Source organism: Curtobacterium sp. MCBA15_001 (genome assembly GCF_001864835.1).
In the GTDB taxonomy this organism is placed as follows: Bacteria; Actinomycetota; Actinomycetes; order Actinomycetales; family Microbacteriaceae; genus Curtobacterium.
On the sequence record NZ_MJGI01000026.1, the window covers coordinates 123,432 to 146,183 of the forward strand.

A 22,752-nucleotide genomic window follows, 5' to 3' on the forward strand; every position below is an offset into this window, starting at 1 on the left:
GCACCGACACGGGTGTCCCCAGTGCGCATTCGGCCTCGGCGCTCGTGCGTGGGAGCATGGCCGGACACGACGGACAGGAGCGCCATGAGCAGCAACGAGACGACCGGTTCGGCCTTCGGCCGGGGGGTCGGGAACGCCGCGAGCACCGCGGCCGGCGAACTCCGTCGGCGCATGGCCTCGTCGGCACAGGGCTTCCTGGGCAGCGCCGCGTGGGTCCCCTGGCGGTCCGCAGACGACCCCGACGGCGGGAGCATCGCCCACGTCATGATCCGTGACCTGCCCTTCGTGCCCGTCTTCACCGACCCGGCTGAGCTGGCGGCCGGGCTCCCCGACACCGAGGCCCGCCCGGTCCGGATGGCGGAGCTCGTGACCGCCGTGCCCGAGGAGTTCGGCATCGTCATCGACCCGACCAGCACCGAGGCGGCGAACTTCCTGCACGCGGACGCGCTCGCCGGCATCCGAGCGCAGCTCCGCGGGACCGTCGCCCCCGACGACGACGACAACGACGACGACCGTGCCAGCACGAGCTAGGCCAACCGCGCCGCGAGCTCCGCAGGCCCGAGACGCTGCGACTGGTGCGCTCGGCCGGAGGACTCCGAGAAGACCACGCCCTCGTCGACCAGGACGGCCCGGACCTCGCGGCCGTCGACGGTGGACCACCGCGAGGTCGGCGGGATCGTGCCCGCGGCGTGCAGTACGCGGTGGGCATTGGTGACCGCGGTGCCCGCCAGGTGCTGGCCCACGGGCATCGGGTGGGTGCCGACCAGCGCGGCGAGGTCGCCGTAGGACGTCCACGACCCCGGCGGGATCGCCGCGACCGCTCGGTGGAGCACGTCCCACCGGACGGTGCCGCTGCTGGTCCGACGCTGCTCGGGGTCGGGCGGGACCCACATCGCGCAGATCCGCCGGGCCAGCCAGGCGCCGCGGGCCTGGATCTCCGCGCGTCCCCACGCCGGTTCGGCCGCGATCACCTGGTTGCTGCGGAGTCCGCTCGCGCGCAGCCCGTTCCGCTTCTCGGCGAAGGGCCGGTTGCCGAGCTCGGCGTTGTAGCCGGTCAGCGTCAGGTTGCCCAGGGTGTGGACCAGGGACTCGTGCACCGACTCGACGGTCTCCCCGTCCCGCAGGTCGTGTCGCAGCGCAGCCCGCCAGGCAGGTGTCAGGCGCTGCGGCAGGACGTGCTCGATCGTGGTCGCCGTCAAGTCGACGGGTTCGTTCGGCCGGAGTGACTGTTCGATCCACGCGAGGATCACCTTCTGGTGCGGACGGCGACCGCGCAGGTAGTACGGCGCTCCCAGCACCGCTTCCGTCACCGCGGCATCGTCGGCGAAGTGCTTCCGGCCGGCGGACAGGTACGCCAGGACCACACGGTCGTCTGGCTCGGTGCGGTCGTCCCGCAGCTCGCCGCACGCCTGCAGCAGCGTTCGGTTCGCGCCCTCGCCACCCCGCCCCGTGATGGTCCGTCGGACCAGGAACGACTCGACGGCGGCGAGCGCCCCGGCCACCTCCGCGGACGTACTCGTGCCGGCAGCACGACGGGCGAGCAGTCGCAGCGTGATCGGGACGGTCGTCGTCGATCCCCACTCGGCCAGGTGCTGCAGGCGTTCCCGCACGGCCGGGTCCGGTTCGAGCGCGGGGCGGCGGATCACGGCGAGGAGCTCCGACAGCCGAGCGAACCGGACGACCTCGTCCACGATGTCGACGTCCGGGCGGTCGGCCAGACGGGCCTGCAGCGCGGCGTGGATCTCGGACTGTCGCAGGGTCGGCGCATCGACGACGGCGTCGAGCCAGAACAGCAGTTCGAGGTCGTCCGGGGTCAGGCGTTCCTGCATCGGGAGCCACCACGTCGAGTAGACGGTCTCGCCCCGAGCACCGAGCCGCATGAACAGGTGGTTCCTGACCAGGTCGCCCTGCGTGAGCTGCAGCCCCGTCGTGTTGATCGACTCGAAGATCCGGTACACGTCGTCGTCTCCCTTCGCGGTGATCGAGACGAACGCCAGTCCTCCGAGCACGGCGTCGCGGAGGTGTTCGACCCGCTGGCGGTCCGTCGGGTCCTCGACGCTCGCCACGGCGCTCCGGAACTCCCGGTACGCCTCGGTCACCGGCGCCACGCTGCCGACGGCATCGGGACCGTCGCTGACGATCGCGCGGTAGGCCTCGCGGTCCGCCTGCGTCGGCAGGAGCTTGAGGCGCGCGTCACCGGACTTGTACCGGTCGTCGATGTACTGGTCGTGCAGGCTGGCGGCGAGCATCGGGTCGTCGGAGCGGTGCGAGGACAGGTGGTCACGGATCGCGCAGAGCAGGATCGAGAGCGTCGTCAGCCGCTGCTGCCCGTCGACGACGAAGAACTCCACGCCGGTCGGCCCGACGTGACCGGAGGCCAGCACGAGCGAGCCCATGAAGTGCGTCGCCGCGGGTCTGGTCCGCCGAAGATCCGCCAGCGCCAGGACGTCCCGCCACAGCCGGGAGCGCTGCCGACTCCCCCAGCCGTACGGGCGCTGGTAGAGCGGCACCACGTACTGCTTCGAGCCCTCCAGCAGCTGCCGGATCGTCGTCTCCTGCACGTCCATGTCGGCAGCGTAGGAACGTCCGAACACCACGCGATCGGCACCCGTCCACCCGGTGGACAGCCCACCCCCGGCACGCACCTGTGGAGGACGACCCGGCTCAGCCCCGCGGCTCGACCAGCTCGATGAACCGCGACAGCAGCGTCAGCCCCGGGATCGACGGCGGGAGCGCCGTGGTCAACGCTGGCGAGTACACGACGTACGCCGCCCACATCGCCCGCGACAGCGCCACGTTCAACCGGTTCGGCATGAGCAGGAAGTCGAGCCCGCGCGGGATGTCCGCCGCGCTCGAGGCTGCCAACGACACGATCGACACGACGGCCTCACGCCCCTGGAACATGTCGACCGTGCCGACCTGCGTCCCGCCGAATCCGGCCGCGTCGAGCGCCGCCCGGATCACCGCCCCCTGCGCGTTGTAGGGCGCCACGACGATCACGTCCTCGTCGGTGAGCGTCCGCGACCCCGACGACCGCGTCCCCGACGCCGACGTCCACGACCGCCCGACCGTGTCCTGCACCAGCGCGACGACCCGTGCTGCCTCTTCCACCGAGGACGTCGTGTTCCCCGCGTGCACGACCGGCACCGGGTGAACACCCGGATCGACGCCGTCGAGGTGACGACCGGTGACCATCGACGACAGCTGCCCGTCGTACGACAGCCCCGACACCGAGGCCGTCAACGCCGGCTCCATCCGCCGCGTCTGCGCCAGGAAGTACCCGAACGCCGGCGGCAGCACGTGCTCGCCGTCCGCCAACCACCCGAGCGCGGACTCGTCCACCGGCTCGGGGTGCGACCCCTGCGACACCTGCGGCAACTGCTGCGGGTCCCCGAGCAACAGCAAGCGTGAGGCCGCCACCGAGGACGCGATCGTCGGCGCGAGCGAGAACTGCCCGGCCTCGTCGACCACGAGCAGGTCGAGCGATCGTCGCGCGACCGTGCCCTCGTTCGCGAAGGTCCACGCCGTCCCGCCGACGACCCCGCCGGTGCCGGTCTCCTCGCACGAGGCCAGGAACGCCGCGATCGCGGCACCGTTCTTCACCGGCGTCCACGCGGCAGCTTCGATCTCATCCGCGTCTGCACCCGCCTTCGGCTGCTTCACGACGCGGTCCGCCGGCACGCCGGCCCGCACCACCGAGGACAGGAAGTTCTCCGAGGTCGCGTGCGACTGCCCGACGACGCCGACCCGCCACCCGTGCTCACGCACGAGCCGCGCGACGACGTTCGACCCGACGTACGTCTTGCCGGTGCCGGGAGGCCCCTGGATCGCCAGGTACGAGCGGTCCAGCCCCAGCAGGGTCGCCACCACCGCCCCCACGGTGTCGTCGCCGACCACCGGCGCGAGCGCCCCGCGCGGCGGCACCCGTCGCAGCAGGTCGAGCGCCGGGTCCTCGAGCATCGACGGCAGCGCGTCGAGGACCCACCCACCCCACTCGGCGATCGCCTCGGGCTGCGGCTTCGCCCGGGGCGGCGAGGACGGCGCCAGCGCGACCGGGAACTCGTGGTACGGCTCCCCGTCCCGGGGCAGGCTCTCCTTGAGCAGGACCTCGACGGCCTCGCCGTCGTCCCGCACGTCCAGGATGGTGGCGCGCTCCGTCGCGCCCTTCGAGCCGGGGCCGGGCGAGCCGACCGATGGCGGGGTCGGGTCGTCGTAGACCAGGTGGGGCGTGCCTCCAGGCCGGAGCCGACTGCCGGGCGCGAGCGTCCCCGACAACCGCAGGTCTCGGGACGGCTGCTGGCGGGGCGTCAGCTTGCCCCAGTCCCGCTCGACCGACGCGCGCTCGACGACCAGGACGTCGCGGGTGTCCGCCCACTCGTCGACCGGGTTCCGGAGCCGGTCGAAGTGGTCCTGCCAGAAGGTCTTGGCCTCGCGCCGGTGGTAGTCGATCGCCGCTGCGGCGAGCGCCAGCGCGGTCTGGTCGGGCGTCCGGTCGAGGGCGTCGACGTCCTGGAGCTCCGTCGCCAGCGCGACGGACACCGGGTTCGGCTCGCGTTCGACCGGGATCGGCGGCACGTCGAGTTCGAGCGGCGCATCGGCGGACGGCGGCCGGAGCGACAGCAGCCAGTCCCGCAGCCGCAGCGTCGACCGGCAGTCGTAGGCGTTGTAGTCCGCGACCTGTTCGAGCATCCGCTGGCCCTCGGTGTGGTCGCCGGTGCGGAGTTCCTCGATCGCCTCCACGTAGGCCGTGATGCTGTCCGCCGCGTTCGTGACGTCGCTGATCCGCAGGTCGTCGCCCATGTAGAGCGGCTCGAGCTTCTTGATCGAGTAGCTGTGGCTGCCGACGACCAGTGCCTTGCGCACCACGGGGTAGAGGTCGACCAGGATGCCCGCGCGCAGCAGGTCGTCCACCGCTTCCTCGCCGACCCCGTGTCGCGCCGCGAGGGAGAGCAGGTGCGTCCGCTCGTACGCCGCGTAGTGGTAGATGTGCATGCCCGGGTACTGCTGGCGACGCTCGGCGACGAACGCGAGGAAGTCGACCAACGCCTGGCGTTCGTCGCGGATGGTGTGGGCCCAGAAGGACGTGAACTCCGCGCGCGTGTCCACCAGGCCGAACAGGTAGTCCAGGCCCCAGTGCACGCCGTCCTCGGTGTGGAGCGGGTCCCCCTCGAAGTCGAAGAACACGTCGCCCGGGTCCGGTGCCGGGATCGCGTCGAGAGCGCGGGCATCGAGGAGTTCGAAGGCCGGCGCGGTCTTCTGATCGTGTTCCGTCCCGCGTCGTTCCGTCTCGATCTGGAGGCTCGCCTGGCGCACCAGACGATCGCGCGTCGTGCTCGACATGCCCGGCACCGCCGTGGTGCGGACCGCCAGGTCGTCGATGGTCCGCACCCCCTGCCGGATCAGCTTCGTCCGCTGGTCCAGGCGCATCCCCGCCACGAGGACCAGGTCCCGGTGCCGTTCGACCTCCTGCTGACAGACGCCGCACCGGCCGCAGCTGCTGTACCTCGGGTCGCCCCAGTGCAGCGGTTCGGTCGCCGCGATCCGCTCCGTGATGACCCGTCGCAGTTCCGTCCGCTGCGTGCGGTAGACCGGCGCGATGTCGGCCAGGTCGTGGGTGGTCGTCGAGCGGTCGCCGAGGACCAGGTGGACCTGCCGTCCCGTCGGGATGCCGTGTGCCTGCATCTGCTCGGCGTAGGCCGCCAGCTGCAGGAGCGCGCTGATCTTGGCGTGCCGGGCGAGCTTCGTGTCGTAGACCTCGTACTCCCCCGCGGCGCTGCGGATGATGAAGTCCGCGAAGCCGATGAACCCCGCGGTGTGCTCGGTCGGTGGTGCGAAGAAGGTCGGCTGGTAGAGGACGTCGGCGCCGGCTCCGAAGGCATCGATCGCTCGTTGCGCTGCGGCTGCGTAGTCCGGCGGAGCCGGTCGGTCGAACTCGACCACGTCGCGCGTCTGCTTCAGGATCTCGAGGTAGTCGAGCTCGTGCTGATCCCCCAGGCGAGCGGTGCGGTCGAGCATGTCGTCGTGCTCGTCGGGCAGGGGCTCCCCACGGCCGAGCTTGACGTCGAGACGGCGCAGGAAGGCCCACTCGCACGTGGCCCACGTGCTGAGGTCGCTCGGGCTGAGGAGCGCGCTGCCCGCCTCGGTGATCTGCATGGGACCACCGTAGGGGCGGGCGCCGACAGCCTCGGCTACTCCTCGTCAGGCGGATCCTGCTCGTCCCAGAGCTCGTAGGCGGTGATGCCGTACCCGCACAACCCCTCTACGTCGAAGCTCGAGCGCATCGCCGAAACGGTGTAGCCAGCGCTCTTGATGCCGGGCGCATCGAAGGTCGTGACCGTCCAGAGATCTGCACCGGTACTGGTCTGCCCGAGCTTGCCGACGTTCGCCTTGTAGCCCTTCTGCTGCCAATGGCGCTGCAATTGCTTGACCTGTTCTTCGGCGTCGTCCCGTCCTGCTCCCAGCCACGACGATTCGAAGAACACCCCGTCCTCGTCCGCGTGGGTGCATTCCCCGACGGTCACGCCGCCCGGCTCGGCCCACGCTGCGTCCACGGAGCCGGTCGCGTCCTCGGCAAAGGCTGTCGTCTGCGCTTTCCTCGACTCCCAGCCCACTGACCGGTCTCCGTGCCGCTCACCGATGAGCGGCCGCTCCGTGCACCCCGCCGATGCGAACATTGCCGTCCCGATGGTGATGGCGACAGCGGCGGCACGGACACTTCGCTGTCGCGATGAGACGGCGCCTGTCTTCGCCGCAGTCCAGCTCATGTCTCCCCCTCGGCTCCTCCAGCGCGACGACCGTAGCACCGAGCCTTCCAGTGCTTCAGCGCGCAATCGTGATGGCTACGCGAGTGCTGTGGACGACGGATCACACTGATATGCTGCCGTTCGCACCGCTTCGGGGGAAGGGACACCATGACGGACATCGTCATCGACACGGGGGCCATCCGCGGCATCGCGGGCAAGGTCGAGCAGAGTCAGACGCAGCTGAGCAACCTCGCGATCACAATGCTCGGCAGCGCGGACTTCGGCTCCGCCGATGTGCAGTCGGCGTTCGAGACGGCCCTCCGTGTGTAATCTGACACCATCACCGCGCTCGGGCAGAACGCTGGAACCGTCGCGAAGCAGGCGCACAGTGTCGTCGCTGCGTTCGACGACTGGGACGCGTCCCGAGCACGAACGGTCGGACGATGACCGTCAACCCGACCGCTGGCGACCCGCACTCCATTCGTTCCGTGGCGCAACGTCTGCAGCAGCGCTCTTCGAACATCCGCGACGCCGCGAGCCAGGTGCATCGGCAGGCGGAGGTCGTCTCTGACGCGGCGTGGAAGGCAAAGAGCAAGGCGTCGTTCGTCTCCGCTGCAGCCGAGATCGGTGCTGGCGGCGAGCGCATAGCGGGCCATGTCGAACGCGCCGCGACCGTCCTGATGACGTACGCCACGAGGATCCAACAGATCCAGACTGAGGCACAGACGATCTCCGCGGCGCGCGCCCGGAACCACGACGACCTCACCTCGAACACCCGGGCCGTCAAGAAGTTGCAGCAGTCGGACGCCGAAGACGCACCGATGCAGATGCTCGGATTGTCCGCCGAGGCCGCCGGACTCCAGGTGTCGAAGGTCGCGCTCGAGACGTCGTGGCAGGACCTCGTCGCCCGCCGCAAGGCTGCTGATGCGGAGACCGCGTCCAGACTCGGCGAGTTCGAGGTGCTGGGCGCATTCGCGACGAGCACCTCCACCATCACGGGGATGACCGACACGCAGCTGCTCGCGTTCCTCGCCAGACTGCAGCCTGAGGAGATCGCAGCGTTCGCTGGCGACCAGGCACTCGCCGACCGACTGAGCAAGGTGAGCGACCCCGAGGCGGTGGGGACGTGGTGGTCGGGGCTCGGCGGTGACTACGGGAAGGGCTTGAAGGATGCCCACTCGGTCGCGCAGGATGCGTTCATCGCGGCGCTCCCTGCTGTGATCGGCAATCTCAACGGCGTCGCGTACTGGGCTCGGGACACCGCGAACCGGGTCACGCTGAAGTCCGCGCTCACCGAGGCGAAGCAGAAGGTGCAGGCGCTGGAAGCTCAGCGCAACGGACCGGGGTGGTCTCCGGCGTTGGAGTCGCAGCTCGTCGATGCCACGAAGTACCGCGACCAGTTGCAGAACTTCGATGCAGGGCGCAGGAAGGACTACGACCTCCTACGGAGCGGGGCGCGCCAACTGATCGCGCTGCGCCTCGGGCCGCCGCCGCTCGGCGCCATCAGCGTCGGCAACCTCGATGATGCCCAGAACACGTCCTTCTTCGTTCCCGGAATGGGCACAACTCTCGCTGACACAACTCGACTCCTACAGGCTGCGGTCAACCTGCGGAACACGCAGGCATTGTCGACCCAGGATTCGACCGCTGTCGTCGCCTGGATTGGTTACGAGACTCCGAAACCGATTGCATCCGGCGATCCGTCAGTTCTGTACGACAACCGCGCGCGGGACGGTGCGCCTCAGTTCGCGTCCGATTTGGCCGGATACCGTGCGTCGGTAGGAGACGGGCCGAAGTTGAACGTCGTCGCGCATTCATACGGGACGACCATGAGTGCTCTGGCGCTCCAGAGCGCTCCTGACCTCCATGTGAACAGCTATGTGGCGCTCGGTTCGGCCGGAATCCCCCTCGATGTGATGAACGCCTCCCAGCTTCACGCTCAGCACGTCTACGCTGGCACCGGCGATGAATGGGTCGCACCCGCCGGGCGATTCGGCGGCGGCCGCGTGGACCCGGACGGACTCGGGTTCGGTGCGGAACACCTCGACACAGGACCGGGCAACGGTCTCGAGGGCGTCAACGCACATGACCCCCTCATCCATGACGAGACCGAGCATCAACACCAGTGGGGGTACTTCGACGTGGAGACGAACTCGTTGCAGAACGCCGCGGAAGCGACCACCGAATGAGTGTCCGCAACGCAATTCTGGTGATCACCATGTGCTTGTCTGCCGTGACTCTGACAAGTTGCGCCTCGGCGACGAACGAACCGCGAACGTCGGCGGACGCAAGCGCGAAGGAGTATCGAATGGACGCGTCGGCTGCACGATCTGAGGGGCAGCGGTTGGTCGATGATCTCCGCGCGCTTGACGACGAGGCCGTCACCTGGACAGGAACGCCAAGTTCGGTCGAGTGCGGGCCGCACGAGACCGAGGGCGTCGAGTTCCATTGGGCGTCCGAGGGTGCAGCTCCGCCCGACCCGCAGAAATTCATCGCTCGTACATACACGGTGATGCGCGAAGCCGGATTCTCCGTCGAGCAGAGCACCCGAGAGCTGCACGATGGGCGCCCTCTCTACCTCGTCGCGGGAGCATCAGACAGCGGTGCGCAAGTCAGCCTCGGTTCGAGCGCCGTCAACACGGTCCTCCAGGTTTCTTCGGCGTGCGCTGAGGGCAACGCGGCTGATTACGATTGACCGTGACGGGGGATGGCAGCTGCGGCATACCAGCGATCAGAGCTGAACTCCGAGCGGCCCATACCGGACGATCGCGCGTAGCGTCCGCAGCAATCGTCGTCACGATCGTCACGCTCCTCTGTAGTTGCTCGGCCACCGGAGTAAGCAGGACGGACTTCAGGACGAATCGCCAGGACGCGGAGACCGCACGCAACCTCGTGCTCGATGTTCCCGGTTCCGAGTGGAGAGCGGCTACTCGCACAACATCGCCAGCCCCGACCGAGTGCAGTTACGTCGGCGATCCGCGCGGTGGAGTCCAGCTGCACTGGGACTCGCGCGGCACACCCCCGACCGATCCCGAAGGCTGGATCGATGCTGTCGCCGTCGTCCTCCGAGACAACGACTATGCGGTGTCGATCCGGAGCACGGACTTCGGGAAGTACGGCGTTCTCCATCAAGTTCACACCCTGGACGGCGATCGCCCGGCGGTGTCAGCGGCTGCGAACCTACAGACCTCGTCTCTGACGGTCGACTCGGTGTGCGTTGGCGTCGACGATCACGACGTCGCCGGAGTCCGCGGTTGAGGCGCCATCAGGGGACGACGGTCCCATCGATCGTGCTCGTCGTGGCGACTGCACTCGCCGTGCAGGGGTGCACCGCGACGCAGGGACCGAAGCCCCTGAGTGGCGAGACGGCCCAGGAGCAGATGCAGTCGCTGGTCCGGGACACGATGAAGACGGCCGGCGGCGAGTGGACGAGTGCGAGCAACGGTCCGGCCGCTGATCCGTGCTCACTGCAGAATGGCTCGGAAGGCGTCTGGTTCTCGTGGGACCAGGACGCCGACGGGCCGAGCGATCCCGAGGCAGTGATGCACCGCGTCGATCAGGCCTGGCAGGACAGAGGTCTCACGACGACGACGCAGAGCGTCGAGCGAACGGACGGCAAGACCTTGCACCGAGTCGGATCAGGAGGACGTGAAGTCGATTCGATCGAGTTCAACGCCACGACGAGTCGGATGTCGATCAACGTCCAGTCACTCTGCGGAACCGGAAGCGTCCCGCCCGCATGACACGAGCAACGCGTGCCCTCAGCTCTGCGGCGCTGATCCTGGCACTCACCATGGCCGCAACGGCCTGCACCCCGACGCTGCGCGACTCGGTGAGCGCCGAACATGCGTCCGAGCAGATGCAGGCGCTGGTCCGCGACACGATGCAAGCGGCGGGAGGGAGCTGGACGAGTCTGAGTGACGGGCCCCCGCCCGACCCGTGCACAACTCCGGCCGGCCACGATGGCGTCACGTTCTCGTGGGACCAGACCGCTGACGGAGTCACCGATCCGGGCGCTGCTGTGGAACGGGTGGAACAGGTGTGGCGAGACCAGGGGCTCGCCGCGAACACGCAGACTGCGAGGCGTGGGGACGGCAGGATCCTGCACCGAGTCGGCTCCACGGGCAAGGACGTCGACTCGATCTTGTTCGGCGTCACGACGAGCGGCATGACCATCGAGGTGCAATCGCTCTGCGGATTGGGAGATGTCGATGACTTCTACCGGACCTGAGCGGGCGCCCCGAAGCCCGAGCGACGAGCTCGCCGCGCCGAGAGGGGCCTCCCTACGATGAACGATGTGGACGACCTCGAACCGATCCTGCAGCGTGCCCGCCGTCGCACCGTCTGGATCGCCGCGATCGGCGCTGTCGTCGGCGGGATCGGCGGTCTCGCGCTCGCGCTGACAGACGACCACGGCCTCCATGGTGTCCTCACTGTGATCGGCTTCGCCTGCGGAGTCGGCGGCATCGCCGGCGCCCTCTCCTTGATCCTGACGGTGAGCACCTACTCGCCCGACCTGCGTGTCCCGCTGGCCGGCCTGGACCGCGCGACACGCAGCAGGATCAACCGCAGCATCCGGGCCGGAGTGCCGGTCGCACCGCCGGACGGGGAACTCGCACGTCGGGGAGCCGACCGTGCGCGCGCGCTGGCGCTGCTCCTCCCGTACCAGACAGCACAACTCGCACTGCTCTACGTCGGCATCGGGGGCGTGCAGCTGCCGCAACTGACGTCGGACGATCCGTGGCAGTTCTGGTTCAGCCGCATCTTCCTGTTGGCGATCGTGCTCGTCGGCGCGTTCTTCGCGCTCTTCACCCGACGCAAGGTCGCTGCCGCGCGCCGGTACCTCCGGGCTGTCGAGGCGCAGCGGCTCAGCAGCATCCCGAACGCAGGCTCAGCACCGTCAGTACGGTGATCGGCAAGGGGGAACGATGAGCGACAGCGTCAACACCTGGGCCCAGTTCGTCGTTCGCCGATCGTGGTTCCGCACGACCTTGCCCGCGATCCTCGGCGGCATCGTGCTCCTGGAGCTCGGACGCATCCTGCGGCTCGCAAGGTATCGCCCGGAGCAGTGGGCTGAGTGCGAACGGCTCGGGGTGCCGAACTAGTCGTCGAGCCGGACGAACCGCGGTCCCTCGTACCCATCGCGCGACACGTGCGCAGTGAAGTCCGCGAGCGACCGCACCCAGTGCCCGTGCTCGCCGTACAGCGCCTGGTAGACGATCACCGGCTCCTCGGTCTCGACGTCCCGAGCGACGAGCACGACCTGGTACTCGCCGCCCTTGAAGTGCCGGTATCGCCCAGGCGTCACGTCGCTGCTCACGCTCCCGATGCTACGGGCGACCCGGGTCGACCGGGCGCGTCCAGATGCTGACGGTGCTCTCGAGCTTGTCGTAGCGGTAGGGCTTGACCTCCCCCGTAGGCGCGTACCCGAGTGCACTCCAGAACGGCTCGGCATGGGCGGCATTGCGCTCGACGATCCCCAGGCGCATCTGCGTCGCATTGACCTCCTGCAGCACGCGGTCGAGGACCGCCTCGTGCAGCCGCCGTCCCACGCCCTGCCCGTGATGCGCGCCGTGCACGAGCAGCAGCCCGATGTGCGCCGTCGACGTGTCCGGCCAGCCGAACAGCACGTCGGCGAAGGCGATGAGGACGCCGTCGTCCCAGAGGCCGATGCCCCGCTTGCCAGCCGGATCGAAGTCCGGCGGCACCGAGATGAGCGCCGAGAGGGCGTCCGACGAACCAGGCGGGTGCCCGGTGACGCGTTCGGCGTACGCCGGATACGACTCGATCAGCTCCTGCAGGGCGTCGACGTCGCCCTGCTCCAGATCGCGGATCACGATGGCCATCGACTCAGTCTCCGCCTCGTCAGTCGCGGTGGTCTGCGACCCGCAATCGACGGTCAGGAGGCGCGACCCACCTGCGCGACGCACGTCGCGTGGGCGAGGTGATCCGGGCCTCCTGACCGAGCGTCCGTCACGTCTCTAGACTCGCGATCATGAGCGAACCGGCACGGACCGAACGCGGACTCGACCGTCTCGTCAACTTCTCGGACGCGACCGTGGCGATCGCCATCACGCTGCTGGTCCTGCCGCTGGTCGACCTGGCGGCGGACCTGCGCGACGGGCAGAGCACCGGCGACCTGCTCGCCGAACACTGGCCCGCGCTGGTCGCCTTCGTCGTGACGTTCTGGGTGATCGCGGGCTTCTGGCGCGCACACCACCGCGTGTTCGAGCACGTCCACACGTACGACGAGCGCGTCCTGCACCTCAACTTCGTGTGGCTGATCAGCATCGTGTTCCTGCCGTTCGCGGCGAACCTGCTCAACCACGGGATCGACGGCGACCGGCTGTCGTTCGCCGTGTACATCGGGACGATGCTCGTCACGAGCCTGTCGCTCGCCGCCATCGAGCTGCGGCTGACTCGTCATCCGGAACTCGTGTCGACGCCGTTGCCGAACGCCCGCAAGGGGCTCGTCGCCTCGGGACTGCTCGCATTGGCCCTCGTGCTCGCCGTGGCGTTCCCGAACGTCGGGATGTTCTGGGTGCTGCTCCTGCTGTTCCAGGGGCGGGTCGGCAAGCTGGTCGACCGCCGACGGACGGCGCCGATCCGCACGCAGTAGCCGCACGGCCGGCCGGACTCGGCGGCGGACACTCCCCCCAATGAGAGCGTCCGATGTCGAGCCCGACCGTCCGGTCATGCGGCCTGCAGTGCCTGCTCGCTGAGCGCGACGAGGTCGTCAGCGCGGAGGGCCGGCCACCCGTGCAGGAGCTCACGCCACTCGGACGGGAGTGCCGCCGCACCGTAGAGCGCCCCGGCAAGGCCGCCTGCGATCGCCGCGACGGTGTCCGTGTCGTTGCCGGTGCGGACTGCACGGACGAGGGCGTCCTCGAGGGTCGAGCTCTGCCGGACCGCCGCGTAGGCAGCCTGCAACGCGGAGACGACCCACCCGTTCGAGTCGGTGAAGTCGATCGGCTGTGAGCGTTCCGCGACGTCGAGCCGTTCGGCCCAACGCCGTTGCTCGTCTTCGCCCAGCAGCGGGAGTCCCCGTCGGACGTCGAGCTCCCCGGTCAGCACCGCGTGCCGGATCGCCACGCACCAGAGCACACACGCGTCCCCCGCATCCGCCTCGAAGTGCGTCAGGTCGCTGATCGATCGCGCCGCCGATGCCAGGTCTTGCTCCTCGCCGTCAGCGCCGGCCAGGTACCCGAGGACGAGCGGCGCGGTCCGCATGAGCGATCCGTTGCCGGCTGACTGGCCCTTGTACTCGTGTTCCCGCCGGGCCGCAGCGCGACTGGCGGAGGCGGTGTGGGCCTCCAGACCGGTGAGGACGTTGCGCGTCTGGATGCCGACGTCCGGTGCGTTCTTGGCCCACGCTGCCCAGGCAGCGACGAGGCCGTCGAGCGATGCCTCGTCCGCGGGGTCTCCGCCCCGGGCGAGGGTCCGGAGGATCGGGACGCCCATGCTCGTGTCGTCGGTCCACTCCCCCGGTGCCCAGCCGAACGAGCCGCCACCGGCCATGCGGATCGGGGTGGGTTCCGGGACTGCGGGCTTGAACTCGTAGCCAGCGCCGAGGGCATCGCCTGCGGCGGAGCCGAGCACGGCCCCGATTGCTCGGTCGCGGGTGGTGGTGTCCATGGCGCCTCCTCGAGTTTGCGCGTTATTGCGTTAACTGTGACACGCCCTCCCGGTTTGCGCAAGTACGCGTAAACTCGGCGTCGTGAGTGACTACCGCGATGCTGCCGGAAAACGCCTGGTCGACTACCCCCGACCGTCGGTAGCTGTGGACACAGCCGTCCTGACCGTGCCTGTGGAGGGATCGCTGTCGGTGCTGCGGGTGCGGGATGCGGTCGACGGCGACTGGCGGCTGCCGGGGACGTTCGTGCACGAGGGTGAGCGGCTGGCTGACGCCGTGCTGCGGTCGCTGCGCACGAAGGCCGGGGTGACGGGGTTGTCGCCGCAGCAGCTGCACGTGTTCGACGAGCCTGGGCGGGACGACCGGGGGTGGGTGATGTCGGTGGCGCACCTCGACGTCGTGCCAGCGGCGGAGCTCTCGCTCGGCGTGGAGGCGCGGCTCCTTCCCGTCAGCGAGGCGACCGGAATGGTGCATGGTCACGACGACATCATCGCCGTGGCCGTCGATCGGTTGCGCGCGGACTACGCGGGGGCGCCGGATCCGTGGGGGCTCGTGGCGGAGCCGTTCACGATCACCGAGTTGCGGCGGGTGCACGAGGCGGTGGCGGGGCGGGCGTTGTTGCCGGACTCGTTCCGGAGGGCGATGGTGCCGATGCTGGTGGTGGCCGAAGGGAAGCGGGCGGAGGGGCCGGGGAAGCCGGCGGGGCTGTGGAGGAAGAACGGCAGCCATCGCCGTGCAATCTCATGAAAGGGGACGGAGTTCCGATCACTACAACAACGGGGATTGCGCCGACCAATCAAACCAGGCTGAATCACATCGAGCGCGGTGGCGACGCACGAAGATGCGCCACGGGCGAACCTCGGCGGCGATGCCCAAAGGCAGTCGCGATCGCATGTGTCCAACTCGGGCCAGCGTCCAATAGCGCACGACCAAAGAAGTTACGCCAAGTCCGGCGTCGCAGGCACTAGCCGGGTTCGGCAGCGTAGATCGCGGCCGGCGACGGGCGGCGGTCCGCCATACTTTGACTGGAACGGTCGGCCATCGTCGAGCCACAGGACGCACACGGCATCCAGTGCCGACGATACCAGCAGTGCGCCGACGCGAAGATGGGTGCCATCGGGCGCTGGGACATACGCACGAGTCAGCCAAAGGCCGCTTCCTTCGAACGGGGCCCCGATTCCCCCGGGCGAGATCGAGTACCGCGCGTGCTCCGGCGCGGTGGGCCGATCCCGTCGACCACCTCCCACGACTCGAATCGCAGGAGCGTGCACAGACACATTGGGTAGGCCCCGTGCGGGTGGCGCATGACGGGAACAATAATGCCGTTAGTGCCGACAAACCTCCCTTGCTTAACCACGCCTCTCAGTAAAGAGCCTTCGCGTTATTTCCGGAGATTTTGTCGTTGAAGCCTTCATCGAGGAGAAAACATCTTTCGGATAGCCTCACGACCCACCGCCCCTCGCTCGTGATGCCAACGTTACAGAACGGTCGTCGGTTCTATTAAATAGACCTCGAACAAAGGATAAATGCCGTCTTTGTAAGAACGGGTCCCAAGACCTGTGCGAATAGTTTGGCACGCCTGCCAGTTTCAGCCGGCACGCCCACTAGTCGTAAACGTTGATCTCCTGCCGCGTCAAACTCAGTCGGAGCTTGGTGGGCGCGTCGCCGTCTCACTGTCCAAACGCGGCGGCTGCGAGCTCATACGCTTCACGCACCTCCGTCGGGATCCGACCACGAGCACCAACGGTGTAGCCGTTGGCGGAAGCCCAAGCACGGACGGCAGCGAAATTCGTGCGTGGCGCCAGCGGATCCTCAACGAAAAGGTCGAGGGTCTGCTTCCCCGTCGCCGCAAGATAGGCGTCGATGAGGATGCGCTGGCGCGACGCTTCATCGACGACCCGTGACTTCTGGCCGAAGACCCGGTCGACTGCTCGGTCGAGCACATTGTGTGCTTTCACCAGGTCGGGGTCCATCGCCAGGGGGTTGTAGTGGTCAACCAGCGTCCGCTCAGGATGCTTCAATCGAGCAGCAAGCACCCCCCGGCCGGCGTCGATGACGCGTTGGCGGTCTCCGTCATACAGCGCCGGCAGCGGGAAGGTGTACCAGGTGACGGTCTGGGCGAAGTTCAGCCGAGATTCGAGACGTCCGCCGATCGCCTTCTGCCAAGCGACGAACATCGACGAGGAGAACACCGCGAATTGGAAACCGTCGTCGTCGGGTGTGACGTAGACCTTGTTCGACGGAATGGAGTTGTCCAGACGTACCGCAGGGAAGTAGCGCCGAGTTTCGCTTACTACCGCGGGTATTGCGAGGTACGAGTCAGCTTCCGGTCCGAGCTGTCGGAACAGATGGTGATGCGGGTAGGACCGGGTCGACTCGGGCTTGTCGTTCGCGGCACGGAATGCTTTGACCGCCTCGACTCGCGCGCGGAGGACGCTAGATTTGGCGAGATCGCCCGGTTCCACGTCCTTGAGCCAAAGGCACCAGCGGTGCGTGCCGCGGAGGAGCTCCTTCGCCCCGACGTAGGGGCGAAGGTACTTCGCTGCGATCTCGTCGGCTCGTACAAGATCGAGGTCGGCGTCGTCGACGATGAAATTGCCGCCGTCAGTGGCCATGTGACCGCGCGCGACCTTTGCAATGTCCCTCGACAGCGGTGTGGAGCGCGACTCGACGAGCACCCACGGTTGATCGAGGAGATAGGCGTTGATGCCAACCTTTGGGGAGATCTCCTGCGGGGCGCCCTTCACAGTGGCGTACTCGAACAGTCGTGGCTTACCGGTCTTCGACTTCGTGAACCCGACGACGACGCAGTGCACCGCGGCAGCGCCAGGCGCTTCAGATGTCCACGCGAACGTGCGGTGAGCGAACTTGATGCGCCATCCGTCGTCGTGGATGGGGGCGAACAGACGAGCGGGCTGGTCGCCTTGCGTGATGGAGGAGGTGGTCACGAAAGCCCACTCCCCGCGGCCAGGGCGGGCCCGGAAGAACGCGAGCGTCTTCGCGTGCCAGGCGGTGACGTAGTCGAGCCGGGAGAGTGTCTTGCTGCCGCCCCAGGCGGCCTGCAGCTCGGCCTTCTGCTGCTTGTCACGGGTGTGGTCGCCTAGGAACGGCGGGTTGCCGAATACGAAGGTGTGGCCCTTCACCGCGGGGATGACGGTGGTCCAGTCGGTGGTGAGCGCGTTCGCGTGGACGATGTTCGCGGCGATGGTGATGGGGAGGCGGTCCGGCGCCTTACCGAGAGATGCCGCCATCCGCAGGTTCGCCTGATGGTCCACGAGGAACATCGCGGTCTCCGCAATCTTCGCGGGCCACCAGTTGATCTCGATGCCCGTGAACTGGTCGAGCGAGACGCGGAGGCCAAGTGACACGTCGAGCATCTGGGAGGTCTGGTCACCTTCGAGCTCTCGGAGACGCATGATGACCCCGAGTTCGATGTCCCGAAGTTCCCGGTACGCGATGACGAGGAAGTTCGAGCAGCCCGCAGCGGGGTCGCAGTAGGCGTTCGTTGCGAGTTCGTCGTGGATGTCGTGGAGCTTCTTCGCGTTACTCCATGATGCGCGGACGCGGGCTCGGTAGTCGTCAAGGAACAGCGGGTTCAGCGTTTTGAGGATGTTCGTTTCGGTCGTGTAGTGCTCGCCGTCGAGGCGGCGGGCTTCCTTAGACTTCACCGCCTGGAAGAGGGAGCCAAACACGGCAGGGCTAATGTCGGACCAGTCGAACAGGCACGCCTTGATGAGCGCGTCGCGCATATCCTGGTCAAACGCGATGATGCCGAGGTCGTCGGTGGCGGAGAATACGCCGCCGTTGACGTACGGGAACCGCTTCAGCGACTCGTCCATCCGGTCCGGGCGCTTCCGGGTGTTGAGCACCTGGAACAATTCCGCGAGTTTCGCGCCGAGGTCGGAGCCGTCCGTGGCAGTGCGGTCCCGCACCCAGTTGAGGAACAGGCCCTTTTGCCAGAGACCGGCGTCGTCGCCGAACATGAGGAACAGTAGCCGGGTGAGAAGTACCGCGGTGCGGTGGACGGTCTCGTCCTCGTCGTCCTCCGATTCGACGCCCGCGTCGTCGTAGTCCTGGTCGGCATCTCCGGTGAGCGCCGCGTAGAGGTTCGCCATGACCTTCGCGGCCTGCACCGACGCGGCTTCTTGCGCGGTTGTGTCGATGCTGACCGTCTGGTAGCCGCCGAGGAACCCGAGCTCCTCCGCGTGCTTGCGGAGTTCGCTCAGCGGAAAGAACGTGCTCCTCGTCCCGCCGGGGGCTTCAAGGTCGGTGACTCGCATATGGGCGTAGTCGGTGGAGATGACGTAGCGCGGGAAGTCCTCTGGGCTGATGTCACCGCCGGCGAGATAGTCAAACGCCTGCGCCTCCGCGACCTTACCTTCCATGCCCATCTTCCCGAGCGACTTGTGCTCGCCAATGACGACCTTCGGCCAAAAGAAGTCGATGAACCCGGTGTTCCCGGTGGAAGCCCGAGTCGCCTGCTGCTGGAACGTTGCGACACGGCGGCGGGTGATGCCGTAGCAGGCGAGGAGTTGGTCCCAGAATGTCGCATATTCCGCGTGCTCTCGCGACTCGTCGGCGAACTCGAGAACAAACACGTCGAGGCGGGAGCGGATTTCGTTCCAGGATAGCAGCGCAGGCACGTCACTGATCATGGCACATGCCTGTGCGCAGCCTGCTGTCCTCCTAGCGCTACACGCGAGGTCGCCGCCAAGGCTGACACCGCTTCCCGTGCCAGCGCAATAGTGTTTCGGTCCCGAAGTGTTGGGATGACACAGGCATCGCAGGAGAAGGGAGTGGGAACGTACGTTCGGCGTGAGTCGCTCGGGGCCGATGTGCGCGTAAGACGAATGCCGGAGCACATCTGAATCATCGATGCTGCCCTAGCTGCTGGCGACCGCGCTGATGAGCTGATGTTGTAGCTGGAACAGAGACGGAACCGGAGCGGCCGCGATATCAAATTCTAAGGTCGGTCTCGCTGAACCTACACGCGCTGGGCGTAGGGCTGCGAAGGACGGACGAAGGGTCAGCTCCAGCGGCTGCTATCCAAACCGGTGCTATTGGCGAGCCACCCACCGGACGGGAGTCCCGTCACCACCCCGCCCCGCGCCTCCAGTCCGCCAGTCCCGCCGCTACACCGCCGTCGCCAACGCGAGCTGCGCCCGCGCCACCACCGCATCCGCGGCCGGCGGCCGCCCGTACGCCTCCCGGTAGTCCCGCGAGAAGTGCGACGCGCTCCGGAACCCGACCGCAGCAGCAGCGCGTGCCGCGGTGTCCCCGTGCACGACCATCCGCCGCCGCGCCTCCCCCAGCCGCGTCCGCTTGAGGTACTGCGCCGGCGTCATCCCCGTCGCCTCCTTGAACCTGGCGAACAGCGTCGACTCACTCACACGCAGGGTGCGCGCGAGCCGGTCCATCGACCACGGCTCGTCCATCCGCGAGGTCAGCAGCGCCGTCGCCCCGGTCACCACCGAGGTGCCGCTGCCGTCGAGCGCGGCCGTGATCCGCGGCGCCTGCGAGGTCTGCAGCAGCCGCAGCACGATCTCCCGCGAGACCAGGGGGAACAGAACCGGGATGTCCTCCGGCGCGTCGAGCAGCCCGAGCAGTCGGGCGAACGCGTCGGCGAGGGCCTCGGTCCAGCTCCCGAGCCGTGGCACCGGCGTCGCGGCGACCGCGGCGCCGGGCACGGACATCGACGCGATGACCTCGCCGACGACGACCGGGTCGAGCCGCCACACCGCGGAGACGAAGCCGTCGTCGCCTGCAGTGTCGATGACCCCGGCGACGACGGGCAGGTCGACGGGCGTGATGATGAACCGGTCGCGGCCCCACTCCTGGTCGTCGTCGCCGACGATCGAGCGCTTCCGCCCGCGCAGTACGACCGACAGCGACGGCACGTACCGGCGGTCGAACAGCCCGGTCGCCTCGTGCACCCGCGACACGGTCAGCCCGAGGGTGTCCGCGTGGTGCGCCGACCCGGTCCGGGCGGCGGCTGCGTGGTGGTCTCGGCCGAGGACGGCGGCGTGTGCCGAGGCAGCGGCCGCCGCTCGGTCCAGGTGCTGCGCGATGCGGTCCTCCACGCCGCCAACCTACCCACCGGTGCTCCGACCACGGACCGGATCGACCCGCTGATGGGGGATCCGGCAAGCTCCTCGTGGATCCGGGCAAGGACCGCCCCTGCCGCTCGTCGGAGCATCGGATCATGACCACTGCACCGAACGACCAGACCACTCCGCGCACTGCCCTCGTCACCGGCGCCTCGAGCGGCATCGGCGAGGCCATCGCCCGCGAACTCGCCGCCGCCGGCCTGACCGTCGCCGTCCACGGCCGCGACGAGCACCGCACCCGAGCCGTTGCCGCCGACATCGAGCGTCAGGGTGGCCGGGCCGTGCCGCTCGTCGCCGACCTGTCGCAGGGGCCTTCCGTCGTCCGGGCCCTCGCGGCCGAGGCCCTCGACCAGCTCGGCGGTCGCGTCGACGTCCTGGTGAACAACGCCGGCGTCTACCCCGGCGGCCCCACGGAGTCACTCGCCGACGACACCGTCGATGCCCTCCTCGCGACCAACATCCGCGCGCCGCACGTCCTCGTCGCAGCACTCGCACCGGGGATGACCGAACGCGGCAGCGGGCACATCGTCAACATCGGCTCGTGGATGGCGCGCGTCGGCGTCCCGTTCATGGCGCTCTACCCGGCGACGAAGGCCGCGGTCGAGCAGCTCACCCGCGCCTGGGCCGCTGAGTACGGGCACCGCGGCATCCGCGTCGTGACCGTCGCACCGGGGGCGACTGCAACGCCGGGGAACGCGGACGCGGCCGAGGTCCTCGCGGCGATGACGCAGGGCACGCCCGCGGGCAAGCCGGTGAAGCCGATCGACATCGCTCGCGCGGTCCGGTGGGTCGTGTCCGACGAGGCGGCGTTCATCACCGGCGGGACGATCGACGTGGACGGTGGGATCGCGTCGACGCGATTGGGCTGAGACGGCAGGAGCAGCGGACGGGAGGCGCGGTGCCAGCTGGCACCGCGCCTCCCGTCCGACGTCGCGAGCCGCGACGACGCGGCGAGACACTGCTCGTACGCTGACCGGACGACCGAGAGGACTGGGTGATGACGAAGACCGGCGCACGCGCCACAGCACTGGATCGAGCGATGCAGGCAGCCGGGCTGCGCCCTGCCCCGATCCCTGCTCGTCTGCGTCTCGAGGATCTCCCGGATCAGTCGCGCGCAGCCGTTCTCGACCTGTACCGCGGCCTCGGCGGGCTCCTCGAGTACCCCGTCCTCCGCCCTGGCTCGTGGGATCTGGCCTATGCAGGCGTCCTCGTCGAACTCGACGAGGACATGCACTTCAACCGCTACCGCGCTGCAACGCTCGAAACGCCGTTCGCGAGCTCGTTGCCTTGGGCCACCGACTACCGGGAGTTCGCCGCGATGCACGAACGCCGTTCCGGAACGGGTGGGCGCCGCTGGACCAATCCCTCTGCTGAACGGATGTTCGGCCCGGCGGATCCGCACTGGATGTTCGAGGGCAACGGCGCACCGCGGTGGAAACAGCGAGCCTTGTACGACGCCATGAAGGATGCAGCAGCGAGTGCGGGCATCGTGCGTCTGTCTCGCATCTCCGTCCACGACCGCATCGACAGAGTGCTCGTCGAAGACCATCTCCGTGGCCGAGCGAGCATTGCTCCCGACCGGTTGCGGGCCTTCGTGGAGCGTCGGACGCACCAGGCCGAGGTCCCCAGAACTGGTGCTCCCGCCACCGCATCCTGAACCCCGAGGATGATTCACGACCGGCCACCCGAGGGAGGTGTCCGCTCGGAGGGGCAGAGATGACGACGACTGACGACTCCGCGGAGCGAGCCGACCGGGCAGGCTCCTCGGCCCGCCGCGAGCACGAACGACGCCGCGCCAAGGACGAGGCAGCGATCCGAGCCAGCTGGGGCAAGCTCGGCGGGATCGCCGTTGCATTGACCCCAGAACGCCAGAGCACGACCGCCTGGCGAACCGGAGCGATCGGCGAAGAACGGGTCGGGGCAGCGCTCGATGCCCTTGCGTCGGAGTCGATCCGGGTACTGCACGACCGCCGTATCCCGAAGTCGCGCGCGAACATCGACCACATCGTCGTGACGTCAGCGGGAGTCTGGGTCATCGACACGAAGCGCTACAAGGGTCAGCGACCGGTGCTCCGCGTGGACGGAGGCATCATCCGCCCCAGGACCGAACACCTCGTCGTCGGAGGCCGCGAGAAGGCGTCGCTCCTGGCGGGGATGGCGAAACAGCTCGCGGTGCTCCGCTCCGTCACGGACGTGCCCGTCACAGGAGCGCTCTGCTTCGTGGACGCGGACTGACCGTTGTTCGGTGGTTCCTTCCGAGTCGACGACG

At 68.5% G+C, this 22,752-nt stretch carries 21 protein-coding genes; 13 read left to right on the forward strand and 8 right to left on the reverse strand.

All coding sequences use genetic code 11. The features are described from left to right. Positions 1-84: 84 nt before the first annotated feature. A complete protein-coding gene (locus tag BIU90_RS18430; protein ID WP_071301176.1) occupies positions 85-531 on the forward strand; it encodes an SseB family protein in 447 nt (148 codons plus the stop codon). On the opposite strand, the gene BIU90_RS15780 is transcribed toward BIU90_RS18430, so the two are convergent. From BIU90_RS15780 to BIU90_RS15790, 3 genes are all read right to left on the reverse strand, one after another. After that, positions 528-2,567 carry a DUF262 domain-containing protein gene (locus tag BIU90_RS15780; protein ID WP_071301218.1) on the reverse strand — a complete coding sequence of 680 codons (2,040 nt, stop codon included), beginning with the start codon at positions 2,565-2,567 and terminating at the stop codon, positions 528-530. The genes BIU90_RS18430 and BIU90_RS15780 overlap by 4 nt on opposite strands. A gap of 97 nt (positions 2,568-2,664) precedes the next feature. After that, a complete protein-coding gene (locus BIU90_RS15785; protein ID WP_071301177.1) occupies positions 2,665-6,153 on the reverse strand; it encodes a TM0106 family RecB-like putative nuclease in 3,489 nt (1,162 codons plus the stop codon). A gap of 35 nt (positions 6,154-6,188) precedes the next feature. Beyond that, entirely contained in the window at positions 6,189-6,764 is a 576-nt protein-coding gene (locus tag BIU90_RS15790) for a hypothetical protein (protein ID WP_139195312.1), read from the reverse strand. A 147-nt stretch (positions 6,765-6,911) separates the two neighbouring features. On the opposite strand from BIU90_RS15790, the gene BIU90_RS18810 reads away from it, so the two are divergent. The 7 genes from BIU90_RS18810 (at position 6,912) to BIU90_RS18815 (ending at position 11,848) form a co-directional block, all read left to right on the forward strand. Further along, entirely contained in the window at positions 6,912-7,073 is a 162-nt protein-coding gene (locus tag BIU90_RS18810; protein WP_175470234.1) for a hypothetical protein, read from the forward strand. 113 nt (positions 7,074-7,186) lie between these two features. After that, positions 7,187-8,932: an alpha/beta hydrolase gene (locus BIU90_RS15795; RefSeq protein WP_071301179.1), complete on the forward strand. Its 1,746-nt coding sequence runs from the start codon at positions 7,187-7,189 to the stop codon at positions 8,930-8,932. A 119-nt stretch (positions 8,933-9,051) separates the two neighbouring features. Further along, entirely contained in the window at positions 9,052-9,438 is a 387-nt protein-coding gene (locus BIU90_RS15800) for a hypothetical protein (RefSeq protein ID WP_071301180.1), read from the forward strand. 604 nt (positions 9,439-10,042) lie between these two features. Beyond that, complete coding sequence (locus BIU90_RS15805; protein ID WP_139195313.1) at positions 10,043-10,486, forward strand: hypothetical protein; 444 nt, start codon at positions 10,043-10,045, stop codon at positions 10,484-10,486. Then, a complete protein-coding gene (locus BIU90_RS15810) occupies positions 10,483-10,974 on the forward strand; it encodes a hypothetical protein (protein WP_071301182.1) in 492 nt (163 codons plus the stop codon). Before BIU90_RS15805 ends, BIU90_RS15810 begins: the two co-directional genes overlap by 4 nt. A 66-nt stretch (positions 10,975-11,040) precedes the next feature. Further along, positions 11,041-11,655 carry a hypothetical protein gene (locus tag BIU90_RS15815; RefSeq protein WP_071301183.1) on the forward strand — a complete coding sequence of 205 codons (615 nt, stop codon included), beginning with the start codon at positions 11,041-11,043 and terminating at the stop codon, positions 11,653-11,655. A gap of 16 nt (positions 11,656-11,671) precedes the next feature. Continuing rightward, positions 11,672-11,848 carry a hypothetical protein gene (locus BIU90_RS18815; protein ID WP_175470235.1) on the forward strand — a complete coding sequence of 59 codons (177 nt, stop codon included), beginning with the start codon at positions 11,672-11,674 and terminating at the stop codon, positions 11,846-11,848. Here BIU90_RS18815 and BIU90_RS15820 read toward each other — a convergent pair. Further along, the gene (locus BIU90_RS15820) at positions 11,845-12,063 is read right to left on the reverse strand and encodes a DUF1653 domain-containing protein (protein ID WP_254787085.1); all 219 of its coding nucleotides are present in this window, start codon (positions 12,061-12,063) and stop codon (positions 11,845-11,847) included. The two genes, BIU90_RS18815 and BIU90_RS15820, sit on opposite strands and share 4 nt — an antisense overlap. A gap of 10 nt (positions 12,064-12,073) precedes the next feature. Beyond that, positions 12,074-12,589 carry a GNAT family N-acetyltransferase gene (locus BIU90_RS15825; RefSeq protein ID WP_071301184.1) on the reverse strand — a complete coding sequence of 172 codons (516 nt, stop codon included), beginning with the start codon at positions 12,587-12,589 and terminating at the stop codon, positions 12,074-12,076. A gap of 149 nt (positions 12,590-12,738) precedes the next feature. Here BIU90_RS15825 and BIU90_RS15830 point away from each other — a divergent pair, with 149 nt between their 5' ends. Continuing rightward, positions 12,739-13,362 carry a TMEM175 family protein gene (locus BIU90_RS15830; protein WP_071301185.1) on the forward strand — a complete coding sequence of 208 codons (624 nt, stop codon included), beginning with the start codon at positions 12,739-12,741 and terminating at the stop codon, positions 13,360-13,362. A 74-nt stretch (positions 13,363-13,436) separates the two neighbouring features. Here BIU90_RS15830 and BIU90_RS15835 read toward each other — a convergent pair whose 3' ends face one another. Further along, on the reverse strand, positions 13,437-14,378 hold the full coding sequence (locus BIU90_RS15835; protein WP_071301186.1) for an ADP-ribosylglycohydrolase family protein: 942 nt from the start codon (positions 14,376-14,378) through the stop codon (positions 13,437-13,439). Between the two features lie 82 nt (positions 14,379-14,460). Between BIU90_RS15835 and BIU90_RS15840 the strand changes: the two genes are divergently transcribed. Then, a complete protein-coding gene (locus BIU90_RS15840; RefSeq protein WP_071301187.1) occupies positions 14,461-15,123 on the forward strand; it encodes an NUDIX domain-containing protein in 663 nt (220 codons plus the stop codon). Between the two features lie 923 nt (positions 15,124-16,046). On the opposite strand, the gene BIU90_RS19070 is transcribed toward BIU90_RS15840, so the two are convergent. Continuing rightward, positions 16,047-19,031, reverse strand: coding sequence for a histone-like nucleoid-structuring protein Lsr2 (locus BIU90_RS19070; protein WP_071301188.1), 2,985 nt, complete (start codon positions 19,029-19,031; stop codon positions 16,047-16,049). A gap of 477 nt (positions 19,032-19,508) precedes the next feature. Then, positions 19,509-20,456 carry an AraC family transcriptional regulator gene (locus tag BIU90_RS15850; RefSeq protein WP_071301189.1) on the reverse strand — a complete coding sequence of 316 codons (948 nt, stop codon included), beginning with the start codon at positions 20,454-20,456 and terminating at the stop codon, positions 19,509-19,511. A 122-nt stretch (positions 20,457-20,578) separates the two neighbouring features. On the opposite strand from BIU90_RS15850, the gene BIU90_RS15855 reads away from it, so the two are divergent. The 3 genes from BIU90_RS15855 to BIU90_RS15865 all read left to right on the forward strand — a co-directional run bounded on the left by BIU90_RS15855 (position 20,579) and on the right by BIU90_RS15865 (position 22,718). Then, positions 20,579-21,352, forward strand: a complete 774-nt coding sequence (locus BIU90_RS15855) for an SDR family NAD(P)-dependent oxidoreductase (RefSeq protein WP_071301190.1) — start codon at positions 20,579-20,581, stop codon at positions 21,350-21,352. A 128-nt stretch (positions 21,353-21,480) separates the two neighbouring features. Further along, on the forward strand, positions 21,481-22,140 hold the full coding sequence (locus BIU90_RS15860) for a hypothetical protein (RefSeq protein WP_071301191.1): 660 nt from the start codon (positions 21,481-21,483) through the stop codon (positions 22,138-22,140). Positions 22,141-22,199: 59 nt separating this feature from the next. Next, on the forward strand, positions 22,200-22,718 hold the full coding sequence (locus BIU90_RS15865) for a nuclease-related domain-containing protein (protein WP_071301192.1): 519 nt from the start codon (positions 22,200-22,202) through the stop codon (positions 22,716-22,718). The last annotated feature ends 34 nt before the right edge of the window (positions 22,719-22,752 follow it).

What these genes read in the sequence shown, in the direction of transcription:
- BIU90_RS18430 (WP_071301176.1), top strand. Translation starts at nt 85, where the DNA reads ATGAGCAGCAACGAGACGACCGGTTCGGCCTTCGGCCGGGGGGTCGGG.
- BIU90_RS15780 (WP_071301218.1), bottom strand. Translation starts at nt 2,567, where the DNA reads ATGGACGTGCAGGAGACGACGATCCGGCAGCTGCTGGAGGGCTCGAAG.
- BIU90_RS15785 (WP_071301177.1), bottom strand. Translation starts at nt 6,153, where the DNA reads ATGCAGATCACCGAGGCGGGCAGCGCGCTCCTCAGCCCGAGCGACCTC.
- BIU90_RS15790 (WP_139195312.1), bottom strand. Translation starts at nt 6,764, where the DNA reads ATGAGCTGGACTGCGGCGAAGACAGGCGCCGTCTCATCGCGACAGCGA.
- BIU90_RS18810 (WP_175470234.1), top strand. Translation starts at nt 6,912, where the DNA reads ATGACGGACATCGTCATCGACACGGGGGCCATCCGCGGCATCGCGGGC.
- BIU90_RS15795 (WP_071301179.1), top strand. Translation starts at nt 7,187, where the DNA reads ATGACCGTCAACCCGACCGCTGGCGACCCGCACTCCATTCGTTCCGTG.
- BIU90_RS15800 (WP_071301180.1), top strand. Translation starts at nt 9,052, where the DNA reads ATGGACGCGTCGGCTGCACGATCTGAGGGGCAGCGGTTGGTCGATGAT.
- BIU90_RS15810 (WP_071301182.1), top strand. Translation starts at nt 10,483, where the DNA reads ATGACACGAGCAACGCGTGCCCTCAGCTCTGCGGCGCTGATCCTGGCA.
- BIU90_RS18815 (WP_175470235.1), top strand. Translation starts at nt 11,672, where the DNA reads ATGAGCGACAGCGTCAACACCTGGGCCCAGTTCGTCGTTCGCCGATCG.
- BIU90_RS15825 (WP_071301184.1), bottom strand. Translation starts at nt 12,589, where the DNA reads ATGGCCATCGTGATCCGCGATCTGGAGCAGGGCGACGTCGACGCCCTG.
- BIU90_RS15830 (WP_071301185.1), top strand. Translation starts at nt 12,739, where the DNA reads ATGAGCGAACCGGCACGGACCGAACGCGGACTCGACCGTCTCGTCAAC.
- BIU90_RS15835 (WP_071301186.1), bottom strand. Translation starts at nt 14,378, where the DNA reads ATGGACACCACCACCCGCGACCGAGCAATCGGGGCCGTGCTCGGCTCC.
- BIU90_RS19070 (WP_071301188.1), bottom strand. Translation starts at nt 19,031, where the DNA reads ATGATCAGTGACGTGCCTGCGCTGCTATCCTGGAACGAAATCCGCTCC.
- BIU90_RS15855 (WP_071301190.1), top strand. Translation starts at nt 20,579, where the DNA reads ATGACCACTGCACCGAACGACCAGACCACTCCGCGCACTGCCCTCGTC.
- BIU90_RS15860 (WP_071301191.1), top strand. Translation starts at nt 21,481, where the DNA reads ATGACGAAGACCGGCGCACGCGCCACAGCACTGGATCGAGCGATGCAG.
- BIU90_RS15865 (WP_071301192.1), top strand. Translation starts at nt 22,200, where the DNA reads ATGACGACGACTGACGACTCCGCGGAGCGAGCCGACCGGGCAGGCTCC.